The organism is Nocardia aegles, from assembly GCF_052545135.1.
Genome location: NZ_JBQWRI010000008.1, coordinates 268,106 through 286,192, shown reverse-complemented (window position 1 = coordinate 286,192; position 18,087 = coordinate 268,106). Strand labels below are relative to the sequence as shown.

Below are 18,087 nucleotides of genomic sequence, written 5' to 3'. Positions count from 1 at the left end.
GCCGTGCAAAGCAATTTCCGCCGCGGGTCGTCCCTGATGGTCTCCGAGCAACTCGGCCTCGGCCGCACGACAGTGAGCCCGGCTGCCCGGGCGCGGCCGCTGACTTTGCACGCCACGGCGATTCGGCATGGCGTGTGAGCCGCCGCGGACCGATACTGAGGGCAGGTTGGACCGATTCCGAGGTGGGAGATGAACGTGATCGGGGTGGGCTCGGAGGGACTTGTCGCGGCCGGTGATACCTGGGGTATTTCCGGGCCGCAGTTCCTCGCCGTCTACATACCGCTCGTGCTGGTAGCCGTGCTCGCCGGGATCTGGCTGCGGTCGCGGGTGACGAGCGCGGATCCGGAGACCGACGCGGTCGCCGCGCCGGGCGCGGAACTGACCTCGCCCGAGCTGGGGATGCTGTACGGCGACCAGAACGCCGTACTCGCGGCGATAGCGCGATTGCGTGGCCTCGACGCGATCGATTCGGCCGCCGCGCCGGTTCGCGCCATCACCGCGCAGGAGCTCGGGCGGCTGGATCCGTTCACCGTGTCGGTATACGACCGGCTGGCGGCGGGTCAGCGCACGCCCATCGGCGCGATCGCAGGCGGGCCACTCGACGCGCTGCGCACCAGAATGGTCGGCCTCGGGTACTTCCCCGGACCCGAGACGCGCCGCGGTCTGCGTGACGCGGGCATACCGATCCTCGTCACCGGCGCGCTCGGCCTGGTGCGGATCATCGCGGGCGCGACGCACGGCAATCCGGTCGGTCTGCTGGTCGTGCTGGTGATCGCGCAGGCAGTCGTCTGCTGGTTGGTGGTGCGCACGCCGCGGCTCACCGCACTCGGCGTCCGCGCCCGGGACGCCGCCTCCGAGCGCAATCGGCATCTGCGGCCCGCCAATTCACCGTCGTATGCGACTTATGGCGCCGAGAGCGCGGCGCTCGCGGCAGCCGTTTTCGGTATCGGCGCGCTCGTCGCCCTCGATCCCGGACTCGCCCAGGCCGTCGCGCCGCCGAGTGCGTCGGGCGGCGGTGACAGCGGGGGCGACAGCGGGAGCGACGGAGGCGGATGCGGCAGCGGGTGCGGCGGGGGCTGCGGCGGTTGTGGTGGATGAGCGCACCGGACCGCTGCCGCCGGACGCGCTCGGTATCGGCTGGCGGCCCGAAATCTGCGGGGTGATCGCCACCTTGGCGGGACTCGGATTCTGCGAGGTCATCGCCGAGTCACTGCCCCGCGATCCCCGTCATGCCGGGGAGATCGCCGTCCCCGAGGAACTGGCCGCTCTACGGGCCCGCGGCGTGGCCGTGGTGCCGCACGGCATCTCGCTGTCGCTCGGCGGTGCGGAACCGGTCGCGGGGCATCGCGTCGAGCACTTGGCGTCCTGTGCGGCGGCGGTAGCGGCCCCCTTGGTGAGCGAGCACGTCGCTTTTGTCCGCGCGGGCGGCCTGGAAGCCGGACACCTGCTGCCAGTGCCGCGGACCCGGGAAGCCCTGGACGCACTCGCCCGCAATATCGCCCGGACCAGGGCGGCGCTGGACGTCCCGCTCGCGGTGGAGAACATCGCCACGCTGTTCGACTGGCCCGATGACGAATACACCGAAGCGGAGTTCCTGTCCGAACTCGTCGAGCGCACCGGTGTGTCGCTGCTGCTGGATCTCGCGAACGTCTACGCCAACGCCCGTAACCGCGGTCGCGATCCGCTCGCCGAACTGTCGCGCCTGCCCGCCGAACACGTGGCGTACTGCCACGTCGCGGGCGGTCACGAAGCCGGCGGTCGCTACCACGACACCCACACCGACCCGGTTCCTGGCGACGTGCTCGCGCTCGTCACGGAATTCACCGCGAATCGTCCGGCGCCGATGATGCTGGAGCGCGACGGCAACTATCCGCCCGCGGCCGAACTGCTCGACGAACTGGACGCCATCGCGGCCGCCGCCGCCCGCCCGCCGATCACCGCGCGCGCCAGGGCGGTACTGGCGTGAGTGCCGATTCGGTACCGGAACAGCGTGACCGCGCGACGCTGGCCCAGCGGCAAGCAGCCCTGGTGCGCGCACTGGTCGCGGGAGCCGCGGTACCCTCCGGCTTCGATGCCGAGGCCGTCGGGGCGGCGGCGGACGCCCTGCTGCGCAAGCGGTCCGGCGAAGTGGCGCGCCGTTTCCCACTGCTGGTGCACGCGTGTCAGGGTGACTTCACCGCCCGCTTCACGGCGTGGGCCCGGAATCACCCGAAGACGACCACCTCCGCCGATGCCGCCGCCTTCGCCAGCGCCGCCGGCATCGACTGGAGGGTCGCACCTCGCCGCCGGGTGACAACGCGCTGGCGATTCCCCCGGCGTCGCGCATCGGACGACAGCACCCCCTGAGTCAGACCGGGTCTTCCTACGAACGGCGGGCTTCGACTCCGACCGCGGAGTCGCCGGCGGCGCGACGCTCCTCGAGCCACACACTGATCGCCACCGTCACATACGCAGCGACGGTCGCCATCCCCGGCAGCATCAGCATGAGCATGAGAAATGAAAGCATCGAAGACACAAGCCCTCCCGGACAACGCGGTGGAAACTGTCGTACCGGTGCGCTGCACTGCGTCACCGTCACGCCCGGCATACCCACGATCGGAGGTCCGATCTCGACCGGGCCGCCGAGTTAATGTGATAGATGTCATAGACACGATCTGCCGCGCTGTCCGTCGGACGGACTGGATAATCGGCACCCCGCCGCAGCCGTGGTAGACCGGTTCCCATGCGGTTGCTCATCGTCGCCGATACGCACGTGCCCAAGCGTGCGCTGGATCTGCCGGAGGTGCTCTGGCGCGAGGTCGACGCCGCCGACGTCGTCGTGCACGCGGGCGACTGGGTGGACGTCGCGCTGCTCGATCGCCTCGAAGCGCGCAGCGAACGCCTCGTCGGTGTATACGGCAACAACGACGGTCCGGATCTGCGCGCGCGGCTGCCCGAGGTCGCCCGTGCCGAACTCGACGGACTCCGGCTGGCGGTGGTGCACGAAACCGGACCCGCGAAGGGCCGGGAACAACGCTGCGCCCGGAATTTCCCGGACACCGACGTTCTGGTCTTCGGCCACAGCCATATTCCCTGGGACAGCGTCGCCGACAGCGGGTTGCGCTTGCTCAATCCCGGCTCGCCCACCGACCGCCGCCGGCAACCGGAGCACACCTATCTCACCGCGCGAATACAGTCGGGGCGGCTCAGCCAGGTGACGCTGCACGCCGTTCCGAAGCGTTGACCGCTCGAGCGGCGGACGGCGTGGACGAGCATCGTGGGCGCGGGTCCAGCCCCACCGCATCGGACACGTGCCGCGCGAGTGGGACGGTGAGTCGGCCCGTGCCGAGTAGCCTCAGTCGCCCACCAGCGCCAACTGACGATCGCCGGTGGCGGAGCCGGTGATCGCAGTGGAGATCTTCGGCAGCGCGTAGGGATGATTGCGGCCGAGCCAGCCGAGCATTTCCTCGCGGACCGCGCAGCGCAGATTCCACACGTCGTCGGCATCGGCCGCCGACATCGTCGCGCGCACCACGATGTTGGTCGGCGTGCTGTCGGTGACCTGCAGACTCCAGGCGCGGCCGTCCCACTCCGCGCGCGTTCGCAGGTACTCCTGCAAATGCTCACGCAGGAGTGGCACCGGTGTGCTGTGGTCCAGATAGAGGAAGACCGTCCCGGTGATCTGCGGGCCGCCACGCGACCAGTTCTCGTACGGCTTGTTGTTGAAGTAGGAGACCGGCATGGTCAGCCGCCGGTCGTCCCAGATCCGCACGGTGAGGAACGCCAGAGTGATCTCCTCCACGATGCCCCACTCCCCTTCCACCACCACGGTGTCCCCGATCTTGACCGAGTCGCCGAACGCGATCTGCAATCCGGCGATCAGGTTGCTCAACGTCGACTGCGCGGCGACACCGGCGATGATGCCGATCACCCCCGCGGAGGCCAGCAGCGAGGTACCCAGGGTCCGCAAACTCGGAACCAGAAGCAGGATCACGACGGCGGCGGTCGTAACCACCAGTACCGACGTGATGATCCGGCGCACCAGGCCGAGTTGGGTACGCAATTGCCGCACCCGTGTGATGTCCTGGGTGCGCCGGGCGTACGAACGCAGCGTGTTCTCCGCTACCGCGTCGGCGGCACGGATGACCACCCATGCCGCCGCCATGATCGCCGCCGTTGCCAGGGCCGTACGGATCATCGCATCCTGGCGCAGTTCGAATCGCGCCAGCGGATAAGTGGCGTGCAACGCCAACGCGCCGAGCAACATCTGCACAGGCAACTGCACCCGGCGCAACAATGTGGGGAGTTGGTTGCCCGGACGTCTGCGGGCGCTGTAACACAGTAAGCGATCGATCAGCAGACCGGCTGTCACGGTGATGGCCACCGTACCGAGAAGCACGATGAGCGGCCGTAATACTGCTTCCAACGGATCGAACTCCTTCTCCTCGTCCACTCGCCCGTGCGATGCACTGTTTTCGCCGCATCGGCAAGGAACCTCGAACACTCGATGCTGCTCGGCTCCGCACAGGTGAGTGCAATGCTTCGATTCCGGCGCCGGCGAAGCGGCCCGTCATCCGACCGAGGTGGTGCTCCTACAGGAGCGCCAGCGCCATGCTCAGCACGGTCAACACCAGGACCCATGCCGCGATGGTCCATTCGACGGGACCCTCCGTGCCGGGACAACCGCTGTCACCGCGTCGAGCGGCGCGATACTGCGAGCGCGAGGCCGAGATGGACATACATCCTCCTTCGGTCGGTTGCGTCATCCAGGCGCATACCCGCTTTCGCCGCCCATCGTCGCCACGCCACTGTGGCGAATGCCACGCTTCACGGCGTCCTACGGGCGCACGCCGTTGTGTGTCAGGGATTCTCAGGTCGAGCGCAGTGGCCGATCCGAGCGTCATCGTCAGCCGTACTGGCTGCGGTAATGCAGGTCGTCCAGCGATAGGGGCGGAACGTATCGCGTCACCAGCGTGCGGTCCCACCACGCCCGGGTGCGAGCCCACTCGCGAAATGTGGTGAAGCGGTACAGATACAGTTGCGCCCGGACGAAGCGCGGCGCGGCTTCCTGGAACGGATTGTGCCGGAGCAGTCGCAGGGTGGCCGCGTCGTTTTCCAACAGCCGCGCCAAGAAGGGGCCGAGCCACGACTGCGCGTATCGCGGTGAGGCGGCGGCGAACCACATGAGCCAGTCCAGCCGTAGGTGGTAGGGGGCCCATTGGCGCGGCAGACGGCGTGGATCACCGGGTTTGCCCTTGAACTCGTACTCCTTCCACTGCGTCCGGCCGCTGACGGTCGGCTCGTCGGTGCCTTCGACGACCACCTCGTAGCGGGTGCGGCCGATGCTGCCGAACGCGCCGTAGGTGTTGACCAAGTGATAGGGGTCGAACGACCGGTTCATGGCCTGATGACTGGAGACGAGATTGCGCGCGGGCCGGTAACTCAGGAAGACCACCAGCGCGGTGAAGGCGATCACCGAGCCCGCGAACCACGGCGGCGGTGCCGGCAGCGACGGCGGTTGTGGCACCGGCAGCACCGCCGCGGCCGCGGAGTCGCTGACGGCGCCACACGCGAGGATGATCGTCAGCCAGTTCAGCCAGGCGAAATTTCCGGACAGCACCAGCCACAGTTGGGTGATCACGATGATTGCCGCGGCGATACTCGCCACCGGCTGCGGGGCGAACAAACCGAAGGGCACGACCAGCTGTGCGAAATGATTGCCCAGCACCTCCGCCCGATGCAGCGGCTTGGGCAGGTGGTGGAACAACCAGCTCAGCGGTCCCGGCATCGGCTGCGTCTCGTGGTGGTAGTACAGGCAGGTCAGATCGCGCCAGCACCGGTCACCGCGCAGTTTGATCAGCCCGGCGCCGAACTCCACGCGGAACAGCAACCAGCGGGCGAGCCACAGCACCAGCACCGGCGGCGCGGTGCGGTCGTTACCGAGGAATATCACCAGGAACCCGCACTCCAGCAGCAGTGACTCCCAGCCGAACGCGTACCAGTCCTGTCCCACGTTGACGATCGACAGGTAGAGCACCCACAGCAGCGTCCACATCAGCATCGCCGCCCACAGCGGCACCAGATCGGCGGCGCCGGCCACCATCGCCGCGGACAGCGCCACACCGAACCAGGAAACGACCGCGAAGAAGCGGTCGGAGTAGTGGACATGGAAAATACTCGGCGTGCGCCGGAACGACCGCCGGGCCAGCCAGCGCGGCACCGGCAGCATGCCGTGCTCCCCGATCAGCGCCCGGAATTGGCGGGCGGCGACGACGAAGCCGATCAGATAGACGGCCGCGACACCGCGGGTCAGCAGCTGCCTGCTCAACCAGTATTCGGATGCGGTGAACCAGTCCATGCCCGCAACTCCTCCGACCGCGGACCTTCGTCCTCCGGCCCGCATACCCAGCCCGGCAGCGGGGAAACACGTACTGCATCCGGTAAGGCTGTGCTACGTGGGTTGGGTTCGGCAGCCGCGTCTCATGGCAACAGGCCCCGCCATCTGCCCGACGACGCGGGGAACTGCTCGGCGCCTGGCGTCAGCGTGCGCGGCGGCGGCGTGGCCGAGGCGCGAGTTTCAGGCCGAAGAGCAGATCGGTATTGCGGACCGGCGTCGGTTGTTCGGACTTCCGCAGCAGTCCGGCTGCGCGGATCCAGCTGTGGTGCCAGTGGTACAGATCCGGCAGCGTCACCTCGCACGTCGCGGCGAGCCTGCGGAGACGGAAACCCGCTCCGCCGACGGCGCCTGCGAACAGTTTGGTGCCGGGGGTGGGGCGCGATTCCTGGTGGACGCGGGCTTCGTAGAGCAGAGGCCGCGCCGGTGGCGGTATCACCCACACATACAGGTCGGGAGCATGGGTGTAACCGATCGGGCCGTTGAAGATCAGCGCGTCCGCGGTGAGCGCGACGCATGGGATGGCGTTGAGTTCCATCGCGGTGGCTCCGGTGAACAGCGCCGTGACGATCGCCGCCGCGTCCACCGGATCGGCGGTCCTGGCCCGGACCCGGGCGACGATGTCGTCATCGACCGGTACCGTCGTCAGCCCTGGACCGACCGAGTAGGCCAGGTCGTGCGGCAGATCCAAGCGCAGCGCGTGCAGCAGGAACGCCGCTTGCGCGCCACGCAGTCGCGTGATGGTGTGCCCGCGGCTGGGACTGTCGGCGACCAGGGTGCCGAGGAACCGGTACAGGCCGAGAATGTCGTTCCACTCGTCCACCACACCGGCGCCCTGCTGGATTCGGTCCGGCACGGTGAGACGAGGTTGCAGTACCGAAAGCATGTATTCGGCCAGCCCCGCCCCCCGCGGCCCCAGCCGGCTGCCGACGCCGTTCTGGTTCAGGTCGTGCCGGCACGGTCGTCCGGTGTGTTCGGCCAGCCACCGGCAGGCCGTCTGGATCCCGTCGGTGTAGACGGCATCGATGCGCGCGAATTCTTCCGGTGGCAGGTTCCGGTAGGCATCGGCCCGGAAGGTCGTGACGTTCCCGTCGGAGATCTGCGGCAGCAGCCCGCCTCCGGCCGCCTCGGGAAGCGTGATGATGCGGGACGGCCGGTGATCGATCCGGCCATATCCCACCTGCCTGGTCGGTGGCTCCGGGCCGTCGATCCGAGTGGTGGGCGGATCAGGGACGCCGATGCGGGTGGTCGGCTGCTCGGCAACATCGACGCGGGTGGTCGGCTGCTCGGGGAGATCCTGCTCGGGGAGATCGATGCGTCTGGTAGGCGCGGACGCATCGCGGCGCTCGCCCAGCCACCGCCACAGGTCGTCCTCCGGCACGCCCAGCCGCTGCGAGCTCGATCGCACCTGGTCTGCGGAAAGTTCGTTGTGTTCGTCGAGCTGAGCCAACCTCTCCAGCTCGGACGGACGCAGCGTGGGCACGCTTGCGTCGACCACAGCCACAACCTCCCGGATTATTACACCCGTGATTCGTCACACGGGTTCGAGACTTCAGTTGCAGGGCATTCGATCACGTACCCGCCGATAGGGCTGGGAATTCAACCGAGTTTCGGCTGTTGTCTACGTCACCGACAACTTCTCCCGCGACCGAAATCGCAGCCTGCGGAACGCATTTTGCCTAGTCATCATGTCTGCCGGCAGCCGCGACGCAAGCGCGCGAGCGATGCCGACATCCGAAACCCTAGGTGGCTTTGTCTACTGCGCTGGACACCGCCACGTCGGCACACCCTCGATCGCCACAGGCACGAGCGTGGACGCGGGAACCCGACGCCCGCGGCCACCGCGGGCTCCATGCCGGCGCCGCGTAGAAGCACAGGTCCATGCCCGCGATGGCCACCGGTGAGCGATCAGTGCGGCCCCACGTACGTCCCCGCCGGCGGCATCCCGCGACGATGTCCTCTGCGGTCGCAACCGCGCAGCTCACCCGACCGGGACTCCGGCCGTGACCTGATCGAGAGCGAATTCTCAGCATTCACACAACGGACTCTCGCCAAGCCCAAATACTGATGCGGTGTCCTGGACAGGTGCTGGTCGGCAGCACTCAGAGCCCAACCCCGAGGAGACCAGTTCATGTCTACCGGCACCACCGCGAGCATGCCGCGCATCGAGACATCGTGGTTGGGCGGGGCGATGAGCGCTTCGGCTAGTCGGCGCGCGTCACGATCGATCAACGCCGACGCGGTCGCGGCCGAGACCAACGCGGACACCGGAGCGACCGCGTACGTCGTCGCCGATGGCGTCGGAGATCATCTGCTCGGCGCCCGCGCGGCACGCACGGTCGCCGCCGCGGCGGCACGCGCCGCCGCGGGCGACGGAGCACGCGCGGGAATTCTCGCGGCCCAAGAGGAACTGCTGCGGGAGGTTCCCGAGCCTTCGGCCGACAGCGTGCTCGTGGTCGCGGTTTTTCCGGCCGCCGGTGGACTCGACGGCCCCTGTGAGGTGGCCTGGGTCGGTGACTGTCGCGCGTATCGCTGGAACGGGCGGGTGCTGCATCAGATCACCACCGACCACACCGTCGCCGAGCTGTATCGAGCCCGCGAGATCGATCCCGGACCGCGGATGCACCACCTGGTCACCACCTCGGCGCGCACCGTACGGCCGGACGCGATCGGGTACGCCGTCACCGGGTCGAGCACAGGCAGACTGCTGTTGAGCACCGACGGTGTACACAAGCCACTCGGGATCGCCGCGGTCAAAGCCATCCTTGCGCAGAGCGACGGGGCTCCCACGGTCGCGAACACCTTGGTGGACGCCGCCCTCCGGGCTGGTGGAAGGGACAACGCCACCGCACTGGTCGTCGACCTGCCTTCCCGGCCCGGCGGGGCATAGGCGTACCTCCGCATTCGCTCCGGCCATGCGCACCAGACGTACCTCCGCATTCGCTCCGGCCATGCGCACCAGACGTACCTCCGCATTCGCTCCGGCCATGCGCAGGCTACCGACGGGACAAGCCCGACCACACCCACCAGACGTACCTCCGCATTCGCTCCGGCCATGCACAAGCCACCGACGGGTGCGATGACTGCCCTCAGGCTGGTGCGTCCCCACTGCGGGCGGTCACGCGACCGCGCACGACGCGTGCGGTACAAATGTCGAAATGCTATGAATCGACGTGGGTAGGGCGCAGTATGTCGCTGTGGAGTTGACAGCCGTGCGTATCGACAAACCGGACGATCTCAACGTCGTCCTCGGACAGTCCCACTTCATCAAGACCGTGGAAGACCTGCACGAGGCGCTGGTCGGGGTCGGTCCCCACTTGCGCTTCGGGCTGGCGTTCTGCGAGGCCTCCGGACCGTGCCTGGTGCGCTGTTCCGGTAACGACGACGCGCTCGTCGAGCTCGCCACGAAGAACGCGGTCGACATCGGCGCGGGACACTCGTTCATCGTCTTTCTCCGCGAGGGATACCCCGTCAACGTACTCAACGCCGTGCAGCAGGTGCCGGAAGTATGCGGAATCTACTGCGCCACAGCCAACCCCGTCGAGGTTCTGATCGCCGAGACGGAGCTCGGCAGAGGAATTATCGGCGTGATCGACGGTTCGGCCCCGCTCGGTGTGGAGAATGCCGACGACCAGGCGGCCCGCAAGCATCTGTTGCGCCAGATCGGCTACAAACTGTAGAACCACGATCCAACGGCCCGCCCGGTGGTATCGCGTGAGCGCCGCACCATCCGGGCCCGGAACTCGCAAGCTGTCCGGGCCCGCGCCGGAGAGCTCAGCCGAGTTCCGCCAGTTGCCGGACAGCAGGCGCCATGCCATCGATCCAGGCCGCCGGTGAGCCGGTAGTGGGAGTGACGATGGCGGTCCCGATGCCGAGTTTGGCGTAGTCGGCCATGTGCCGGACGAATTCGTCGCGGTTTTCCGGGTTCGGCCGCGGATTGTTCGCGAGGATGGTCTTGCGGATCTCGTCATAGTCGCGGCCGACGTCGTCGCAATGCCTGCGCAGCACGTCGAGCTTGTGCTCGACATCCGCCGGGGAGGAGCCGAACAGGTTGCAGGCGTCGCCGTACTGCGCGACCAACCGCAGCGTCTTGCGCTCTCCCCCACCGCCGATCAGCAGCTTCGGCCGGTTGATCGGCTGCGGCGAACACAGCGTCTCGGCCAGCTGGTAGTACTTTCCGTCGAAGGGCCCGTTGTCCTGCGGGTCCCACATCTGGCGGCAGATGCGCAGCGTCTCCTCCAGCCGCTCGAACCGTTCGGCAGTCGGTGGGTACGGCACGCCGAGCCCGCGGTGTTCGCGCTCGAACCACGCGGCGCCGATCCCGAGGACCGCCCGCCCGCCCGAGAGGACATCGAGGGTGGTGACGATCTTGGCGAGCAGGCCGGGGTGGCGGTAGGTCACGCCGGTGACGAGCAGGCCGAGGTCGATGCGCGACGTGTGCGCGGCCAGGTAGCCGAGGGTGGTGTACCCCTCCAGCATGTTGGCCTCCGCGGGCAGGCCGGTCGGCTCGATCTGGAAGTAGTGGTCCATGAACGACAGCCAGGTCGCCCCGGATTCCTCCGCGGTCGCGCCCACCCGCGCCAGCTCACCGGCGATGGCAGTGGTGCCACCGTCGATATCGAAGATTGGTAGATGAAACCCGAGCTCCATGAAGTGATCCCTTCCGCTGGACAACCCAGTACGAGCGCACACTAAGTGCTGGAGTGCGCTCTAGGTCAAGCGGCGGCTCGATCCGGGTGGTCAGCCTGCGGCTTCGGGGCGGTCGGACAACCCGAGTCGCAGGTGTTCGCTGTGGTAGATCGCCTCGTCCAGCAATTGCGCGACGTGGTTGTCGTAGAGGCTGTAGACGATGCTGCGGCCGGTGCGGGTGCCGGTGACCAGACCCAGATTGCGCAGCAGCCGAAGCTGGTGGGAGACAGCGGACTGTTCCATGCCGATGGCCTCGGCCAGCGCGCTCACCGGCCGCGGGCCCTGACGCAGTTCGGTGAGGATCATCAAGCGGCTCGGCGTGGCCAGCGCCTGCAATGTGGTCGCCACATGGGTGGCCGATTCGGGATCCAGGCGCACGGCGGGACGGTCCCTGCCCTCGACACCGTGTCCCATGACTGAACAGCATACTCTAGGAACAAATGAAGACCTGTTCATATTTTCTGATATGGTCTGCCCGTCTGTTCGTTGCCGTCCTGGAGGTGACCTGTGGCCGCGCCGACGCTCGCGCCGACCCGTCCGACTCCGCCATCCGGCCGCGTGCCAATGCGCCGGACCCGGCTGTTCGCCCTGCCCGAAGCGCGTTGGGCCGCGGCGGCTGTGGCGTTCTTCTGCGCCGGGCTGGCGGTGCAGCTGACCGACGGCCCCCAGTGGATGTACTGGGGGCTGTATCTGGCCTGCTACGCCGCAGGCGGCTGGGAACCCGGGTGGGCCGGATTGCGGGCACTACGCGACAAGACGCTCGATGTCGACCTGCTCATGGTCGCCGCTGCGATCGCAGCGGCGGCCCTCGGTGAGATCGCCGACGGCGCGTTGCTGATCGTCATCTTCGCCACCTCCGGCGCCCTGGAATCGCTGGCCACCGCCCGCACCGAGGACTCGGTGCGCGGACTGCTCGACCTCACACCGGAGACCGCGACCCGGCTCGCACGCAACGGCGAGGAGGAGACGGTGCACGCCACCGAACTGCGCGTTGGCGACATCCTGGTGGTACGGCCCGGGGAGCGAATCGCCGCGGACGCGACGGTCCTGTCCGGCGGAAGTGAGGTCGATCAGGCCACGATCACCGGCGAACCGTTGCCGGTGGACAAGACCGAGGGCGACGAGGTGTTCGCGGGCACCCTCAACGGCACGGGCACCCTGCGTATCCGCGTCGAGCGCCGTGCGCGGAACTCTGTGGTCGCACGGATCGCGGCCCTGGTCGAGCAGGCCGCCCAAACCAAGTCGCGCACTCAGCTCTTCATCGAGAAGGTGGAACAGCGCTACTCCATCGGCATGGTCGCGGTCACCGTCGCGGTGTTCGTCATCCCTCTGCTACTCGGCGACAGCGTGCGGCGAGCGCTGTTGCGAGCGATGACGTTCATGATCGTCGCCTCCCCCTGTGCGGTGGTGCTGGCCACCATGCCGCCGCTGCTGGCGGCCATCGCCAACGCGGGTCGTCACGGTGTCCTGGTCAAATCCGCGGTGGTGATGGAAAAACTCGGCGCCACCACGCACGTCGCCTTCGACAAGACCGGCACCCTGACCCGCGGCACTCCCGAACTCGCCGAGCTGCGCTGTCTCGATCAGCGATTCACCGACGCCGAGGTGCTTCGGCTCGCCGCAGCCGTCGAGCGCCCGAGCGAGCACCCCCTCGCGGCGGCGATCGTGCGCGCGGCCCGCGCCCGGGATCTGCGACTACCCGACGTCACCGAGTTCACCGCCCACCCCGGTCGCGGCGTGACCGCCCGCGTCGGTGACCGGCTGATCGGCGTCGGCTCCCCCACCGCGTGGGGGCCCGACCCCGCGAGCAACACGGCCGTCGGCGCGCTGCACGCGAGCGGCTACACCACCGTGGTCGTGACCTGCGCGCACCGACCGATCGGAGTGCTCGCGCTGACCGACCGGCTTCGGCCCGAAGCGGTGGCGGCGGTGCGCGCGACGACCGAGGTGACCGGCAGCGCGCCGGTGCTGCTGACCGGCGACAACACCGCCACCGCCGATCGACTCGCCGCACGGGTCGGCATCACCGACGTCCGGGCCGAACTGCTGCCCGACGACAAGATGATCGCGGTGCGCGAGTTGCAGGCCGGCGGGCGGAAAGTGACCGTGGTCGGTGACGGCATCAACGATGCCCCGGCGCTCGCCGCGGCCGACGTCGGCATCGCCATGGGCGGTGCGGGATCCGACCTGACCTTGCGGACCGCAGACGCCGTCGTCGTGCGCGACGACCTGACCACCATTCCGGCGGTGATCGCGCTGTCCCGGCAGGCGCGACGGGTGGTGATCGCCAACTTGGCCATCGCAGCGACCTGTATCGGTGTGCTGGTCGCGTGGGATCTCATCGGGACCCTGCCGCTCCCACTCGGCGTCGCCGGGCACGAGGGATCCACCGTCCTCGTCGGGCTCAACGGGCTGCGCCTGCTCCGCCGGGCGGCGTGGGAGCGAGCTGCCGGAACACGGAACCAACGGTAACGCCCGGACGCGGTGCGCGACGAATTCCGCACCGCGTCCGGGCGTCCCGCTAGTCGGCGCGAACCTCGCTGCGGTCACCGCTCCACTGCGTGTGGAACTTGCCTTCGGCGTCCACACGCTCGTAGGTGTGCGCTCCGAAGAAATCGCGCTGTCCCTGGGTGAGCGCGGCCGGGAGGCGCTCGGCGCGCAGTGCGTCGTAGTAGGACAGCGACGACGCGAACGCGGGCACCGGAATGCCGAGCAAGGTCGCGGTGGCCACGACGCGCCGCCAGCTGTCGATGGCCGTCTCGATCGCCTCGCGGAAGTACGGCGCGAGGATCAGGCTCGGCAGTGCCGGGTTCTCGTCGTAGGCTTCCTTGATCCGGTTGAGGAATCGGGCACGGATGATGCAGCCGCCCCGCCAGATCGTCGCGAGATCGCCCGGGCGCAGGCTCCAGTCGTATTCGGCGCTGCCCGCGGCGATCTGGTCGAAGCCCTGGGCGTAGGCGACCACCTTCGACGCGTAGAGCGCCTGCCGGATATCTTCGGTGAACTGCTCCACATCGGTGGGCTTGTCGGCCAGCCGGCCGGAAGCCAGACCACGCGCGGCCTTGCGCTGCTCGCGGGAACCCGACAGTGCCCGCGCGAACACCGCTTCGGCGATGCCGGTCACCGGCACGCCGAGGTCGAGCGCGGACTTCACCGTCCAGCGTCCGGTGCCCTTCTGCTCCGCCGCGTCGACGATCACATCGACCAGCGGCTTGCCCGTCCTGGCGTCGACCTGATTCAGCACCTCGGCGGTGATCTCGACGAGGTAGCTCTCCAGATCGCCGGAGTTCCACTGGGTGAACACGTCGGCGATCTGCTTGGCGTCGAAACCGAGCGCGTCGCGGAACAGGTGGTAGGCCTCACCGATCAGCTGCATATCGGCGTACTCGATGCCGTTGTGCACCATCTTGACGAAATGTCCGGAGCCATCCGGGCCGATATGGGTGCAGCAGGGTGTTCCGTCGACCTTCGCCGCGATGGATTCCAGCAGCGGCCCGAGCGACTCGTAGGACTCCTTGGGGCCGCCCGGCATGATCGCGGGGCCGTTCAGGGCGCCCTCCTCGCCACCGGAGATGCCCGCTCCGACGAAGTTCAGCCCGCGCTCGCGCATCGCGGCTTCCCGCCGAATGGTGTCGGTGTAGAGGGCGTTTCCGCCATCGATGATGATGTCGCCCGGCTCCATCGCGTCGGCGAGTTCCTCGATGACCGCGTCGGTCGCGGCGCCGGCCTTCACCATGACGAGCACCCGGCGCGGCTTCTCCAGCGCGGCGACGAATTCCTCGATCGTTTCGGTCCGGACGAAGTCGCCGTCGTCGCCGTGGGCCTCGAGCAGTGCGTCGGTCTTGGCGACGCTGCGATTGTGCAGCGCAACGGTATAGCCGTTCCGGGCGAAGTTCCGTGCGATGTTGCTACCCATGACCGCAAGACCGGTGACCCCGATCTGTGCACGCGCTGTAGAGGTCGGCATCAATCAGCTCTCTTCGTTCGACAATGCGGCGCGTCCGCGCGAAGCTGTTCGGCGGCTGCATCGTGGGGTCCGTTTCCACGACGGTTCCGACCTTACCTACCCCGCCGGTGCGGGCACGGATTGCATCGCGCGCCGCAGATGTGGGCGTCGGCGCGGTCTGACGACACGTCCGGGCCGACCCGGGACCGGCGACCAACCGGCCACGCATCTCGGCGAACATGTCGGCCCACTGCTGGATGCCCGGCGTCGCCACCGGACAATGCCCCGCCGCGTCCAGTACGACCAGGCGCTCGGACGCGGCAATCCGTTCGACGAACGCCTCGCCGCGACACCGGTCGATTGCGGTCGCACGGCTTCCGCATCCGCCGACGCGGCGACCGGTCCACCTTCGGCACTGACAGTCGCGCCGGCGTCGTCTAGCATGTGACTCACGTCGCGACAGCGGATAGGCGAGAAACCGATATCGGACGCTCCGGCGACGTCGATTCTCCGACGATGAGGACCCACGCGGCTGCGCCGCGTCATCTGATTCCGTAGTGCCACCGCGGCACCGCTCGTCGACGCAGTGGCATCGCACGCGTTCATTCCGAGAACCAGGCTGGCGGTGTCCAGTCCATCCGCAGGACGGAGGGCGGGTAGATGTCACTGGAGGAGTACAAGCCGGGAACGGCTTTTCCCGGGGTCATCGGGCGAACGACCGACGTGTCGAGTCCCGCGTGGCCGCAACCGGTACGGGCGAGGCCCGGCGCGCCGAATCTGGTGTTCATCGTGCTGGACGACACCGGGTTCGGGCAACTCGGGTGTTACGGCAGTCCCATCGCCACACCGCATATCGACGCCTTGGCCGCGGACGGATTGCTGTACAACAACATGCACACGACCGCGTTGTGCTCACCGTCGCGTTCGTGTCTCATCACCGGGCGCAACCATCACGCCAACGCCATGGCGGGCATCACGGAGATCGCCACCGGATATCCCGGCTACAACGGGAATATTCCGTTCGAGAACGGGTTCCTCTCCGAGATGCTGTTGCAGCACGGCTACAACACCTACATGGTCGGCAAATGGCACTTGGTGCCGTCGGAGCAGGAATCGGCCGCAGGCCCCTATGATCGCTGGCCGCTCGGGCGGGGCTTCGAGCGCTTCTACGGTTTCCTCGGCGGCGATACCAGCCAGTGGTATCCGGACCTGGTGTACGACAATCATCAGGTCGAGCCGCCCGCCACCCCGGACCAGGGCTACCACCTGACCGCGGACCTGGTCGACAAAGCGATCTCCTTCATCGCCAGCGCGAAGCAAGTCGCCCCGGGCAAGCCGTTCTTCTTGAACTTCTGCACCGGCGCCACGCACGCACCGCACCACGTGCCCACCGAGTGGGCCGACCGCTACCGCGGCCGTTTCGACGGCGGCTGGGACGCCTACCGTGAGTACGCCTTCGACCGTCAGCGCGAGCTCGGTGTCGTACCGCGGGACGCCCGGCTCTCCCGTCGTGACCCCGACGTGCCGGACTGGGACTCGCTGTCGGCCGACGCCCGCCGCCTCGCGGCACGGATGATGGAGGTCTACGCCGGATTCCTCACCCACACCGACCATCACATCGGGAGGCTGCTGTCCTTCCTGAAGGAGGTCGGCGAACTGGACAACACCTTGATCATGCTGGTGTCCGACAACGGCGCCAGCCCGGAGGGCGGAGTCACCGGAACCACGAACGAACTGCAGTTCTTCAACAATGCCCCGGAATCGATCGAGGACAGCATGCGGGCCATCGACGAGCTCGGCGGTCCGACGACGTTCAACCACTATCCGTGGGGCTGGACCTGGGCGGGAAACACTCCCTTCCGGCGATGGAAGCGCGAAACCTATCGCGGTGGCGTCAGCGATCCCTTCCTGGTGCACTGGCCGCGGGGCATCACCGCGCGGGGCGAGCTGCGAACCCAGTACGCGCACCTGATCGACATCGTGCCCACGGTTCTCGACGCGCTGGGCATCGAACCACCGGACACCATCAAGGGCGTATCCCAGGCCCCCCTGCACGGTGTCAGCTTCGCCCACACGTTCGACGATCCGACCGCGCCGACTCGCCACCACACCCAGTACTTCGAAATGCTCGGCCACCGGGCCATCGATCACGACGGCTGGCGGGCGGTATGCCCGTGGCCCGGCCCGTCCTTCGCCGAGGCGGACAGACCATTCGGCACCCCCATCACGGCCGCCGACCTCGGCAGGCTCGACGCGCACCACTGGGAGCTGTACCACGTCGCCGAGGACTTCGCCGAGACTCGCGACCTGTCGGCCGAGCATCGCGACAAGCTCATCGAGATGATCGCCCTGTGGTATGTGGAAGCCGGTCGCTACAACGTGCTGCCCATCGACAGCAGCGGGTTGCAGCGCCTGATCGCGGAGCGGCCGCAGATCACCCCCGCGCAGACCAGATACACACTGCGCCCGGACACCGAGACACTGCCCGCGGCGGTCTCTCCGCGGGTGCTGAACCGCCCGCACAGCGTCACCGCCGAGGTGGAGATCCCGCCCGGCGGCGCCGAGGGTGTCCTGCTGTGCCAGGGGACCAATGCCGGAGGCTGGACCTTCTATGTCGAAGACGGCCGCTTGCACTACGCCCACAACTACGTGCGGCGCGCCGTGCACCGCGTCGCCTCGACACAGTCGATTCCCGAAGGCCATCACGAATTGCGCTTCGAGTTCGAACCCACCGGCGCACCGGACTTCGCCAACGGAATAGGCACCCCTGGCACCGCCCGGCTCTACATCGACCGCAGCCCGGTCGCCGAAGCCGATTTCCCGTTCATCACGCCGGTCGCGTTCAACCCCGGCGGGATGACGTGCGGTGCCAACCCGGGCTCCGCGGTGGTGCCCGATTACCGGCCGCCGTTCCGGTTCACCGGCACGTTGCGCACGGTCGTCGTCGACCTCTCCGGGGAGCTGATCACCGACGCGAAGAGCGAGATGCGCATGCACATGGCTCGGCAGTAGCCGATACCGCGACTCGGCACGGGAACAGCCTCGCCGGATCGTCCGCGGGCGGTTCCCGTGCCGGGAT

15 protein-coding genes are annotated in these 18,087 nt (G+C 68.2%); 8 read left to right on the top strand and 7 right to left on the bottom strand.

From position 1 onward, the window contains the following. The first annotated feature begins 189 nt into the window (after positions 1-189). From ACT89H_RS22540 to ACT89H_RS22525, 4 genes are all read left to right on the top strand, one after another. On the top strand, positions 190-1,098 hold the full coding sequence (locus ACT89H_RS22540) for a TIGR04222 domain-containing membrane protein (protein ID WP_445110623.1): 909 nt from the start codon (positions 190-192) through the stop codon (positions 1,096-1,098). A 13-nt stretch (positions 1,099-1,111) separates the two neighbouring features. Beyond that, entirely contained in the window at positions 1,112-1,966 is an 855-nt protein-coding gene (locus ACT89H_RS22535; RefSeq protein ID WP_445110658.1) for an MbnB/TglH/ChrH family RiPP precursor modification enzyme, read from the top strand. Further along, on the top strand, positions 1,963-2,346 hold the full coding sequence (locus ACT89H_RS22530; protein ID WP_445110622.1) for an SCO6045 C-terminal-like domain-containing protein: 384 nt from the start codon (positions 1,963-1,965) through the stop codon (positions 2,344-2,346). The genes ACT89H_RS22535 and ACT89H_RS22530 overlap by 4 nt, the downstream gene beginning before the upstream one ends. Before the next feature lie 376 nt (positions 2,347-2,722). After that, entirely contained in the window at positions 2,723-3,223 is a 501-nt protein-coding gene (locus ACT89H_RS22525; RefSeq protein ID WP_445110621.1) for a metallophosphoesterase family protein, read from the top strand. A 111-nt stretch (positions 3,224-3,334) separates the two neighbouring features. Here the strand turns inward: ACT89H_RS22525 and ACT89H_RS22520 are convergent, their stop codons facing one another. The 4 genes from ACT89H_RS22520 to ACT89H_RS22505 form a co-directional block, all read right to left on the bottom strand. Continuing rightward, a complete protein-coding gene (locus tag ACT89H_RS22520) occupies positions 3,335-4,405 on the bottom strand; it encodes a mechanosensitive ion channel family protein (protein ID WP_445110620.1) in 1,071 nt (356 codons plus the stop codon). Positions 4,406-4,571: 166 nt separating this feature from the next. Then, positions 4,572-4,718: a hypothetical protein gene (locus ACT89H_RS22515; protein ID WP_445110619.1), complete on the bottom strand. Its 147-nt coding sequence runs from the start codon at positions 4,716-4,718 to the stop codon at positions 4,572-4,574. 167 nt (positions 4,719-4,885) lie between these two features. Next, complete coding sequence (locus tag ACT89H_RS22510) at positions 4,886-6,337, bottom strand: lipase maturation factor family protein (RefSeq protein WP_445110618.1); 1,452 nt, start codon at positions 6,335-6,337, stop codon at positions 4,886-4,888. Between the two features lie 181 nt (positions 6,338-6,518). Further along, entirely contained in the window at positions 6,519-7,871 is a 1,353-nt protein-coding gene (locus ACT89H_RS22505; protein ID WP_445110617.1) for a hypothetical protein, read from the bottom strand. A gap of 633 nt (positions 7,872-8,504) precedes the next feature. Here ACT89H_RS22505 and ACT89H_RS22500 point away from each other — a divergent pair. Then, a complete protein-coding gene (locus tag ACT89H_RS22500) occupies positions 8,505-9,263 on the top strand; it encodes a PP2C family protein-serine/threonine phosphatase (RefSeq protein WP_445110616.1) in 759 nt (252 codons plus the stop codon). 307 nt (positions 9,264-9,570) lie between these two features. Beyond that, positions 9,571-10,053, top strand: coding sequence for an adenosine-specific kinase (locus ACT89H_RS22495; protein ID WP_445110615.1), 483 nt, complete (start codon positions 9,571-9,573; stop codon positions 10,051-10,053). Positions 10,054-10,147: 94 nt separating this feature from the next. Here the strand turns inward: ACT89H_RS22495 and ACT89H_RS22490 are convergent, their stop codons facing one another. Beyond that, a complete protein-coding gene (locus ACT89H_RS22490; protein WP_445110614.1) occupies positions 10,148-11,023 on the bottom strand; it encodes an LLM class F420-dependent oxidoreductase in 876 nt (291 codons plus the stop codon). A 90-nt stretch (positions 11,024-11,113) separates the two neighbouring features. Continuing rightward, a complete protein-coding gene (locus tag ACT89H_RS22485) occupies positions 11,114-11,476 on the bottom strand; it encodes an ArsR/SmtB family transcription factor (protein ID WP_445110613.1) in 363 nt (120 codons plus the stop codon). Positions 11,477-11,569: 93 nt separating this feature from the next. On the opposite strand from ACT89H_RS22485, the gene ACT89H_RS22480 reads away from it, so the two are divergent. After that, on the top strand, positions 11,570-13,534 hold the full coding sequence (locus ACT89H_RS22480) for a heavy metal translocating P-type ATPase (protein ID WP_445110612.1): 1,965 nt from the start codon (positions 11,570-11,572) through the stop codon (positions 13,532-13,534). A 49-nt stretch (positions 13,535-13,583) separates the two neighbouring features. On the opposite strand, the gene gnd is transcribed toward ACT89H_RS22480, so the two are convergent. Then, entirely contained in the window at positions 13,584-15,029 is a 1,446-nt protein-coding gene (gnd, locus tag ACT89H_RS22475; RefSeq protein ID WP_445110611.1) for an NADP-dependent phosphogluconate dehydrogenase, read from the bottom strand. A gap of 639 nt (positions 15,030-15,668) precedes the next feature. Between gnd and ACT89H_RS22470 the strand changes: the two genes are divergently transcribed. Continuing rightward, positions 15,669-18,020, top strand: coding sequence for an arylsulfatase (locus ACT89H_RS22470; RefSeq protein ID WP_445110610.1), 2,352 nt, complete (start codon positions 15,669-15,671; stop codon positions 18,018-18,020). The last annotated feature ends 67 nt before the right edge of the window (positions 18,021-18,087 follow it).

Excerpts from the sequence above, each read along its gene's own strand:
- ACT89H_RS22540 (WP_445110623.1), top strand. The coding sequence starts at position 190 with ATGAACGTGATCGGGGTGGGCTCGGAGGGACTTGTCGCGGCCGGTGAT.
- ACT89H_RS22515 (WP_445110619.1), bottom strand. The coding sequence starts at position 4,718 with ATGTCCATCTCGGCCTCGCGCTCGCAGTATCGCGCCGCTCGACGCGGT.
- ACT89H_RS22500 (WP_445110616.1), top strand. The coding sequence starts at position 8,505 with ATGTCTACCGGCACCACCGCGAGCATGCCGCGCATCGAGACATCGTGG.
- ACT89H_RS22525 (WP_445110621.1), top strand. The coding sequence starts at position 2,723 with ATGCGGTTGCTCATCGTCGCCGATACGCACGTGCCCAAGCGTGCGCTG.
- ACT89H_RS22485 (WP_445110613.1), bottom strand. The coding sequence starts at position 11,476 with ATGGGACACGGTGTCGAGGGCAGGGACCGTCCCGCCGTGCGCCTGGAT.
- ACT89H_RS22470 (WP_445110610.1), top strand. The coding sequence starts at position 15,669 with ATGTCACTGGAGGAGTACAAGCCGGGAACGGCTTTTCCCGGGGTCATC.
- ACT89H_RS22490 (WP_445110614.1), bottom strand. The coding sequence starts at position 11,023 with ATGGAGCTCGGGTTTCATCTACCAATCTTCGATATCGACGGTGGCACC.
- gnd (WP_445110611.1), bottom strand. The coding sequence starts at position 15,029 with ATGCCGACCTCTACAGCGCGTGCACAGATCGGGGTCACCGGTCTTGCG.
- ACT89H_RS22510 (WP_445110618.1), bottom strand. The coding sequence starts at position 6,337 with ATGGACTGGTTCACCGCATCCGAATACTGGTTGAGCAGGCAGCTGCTG.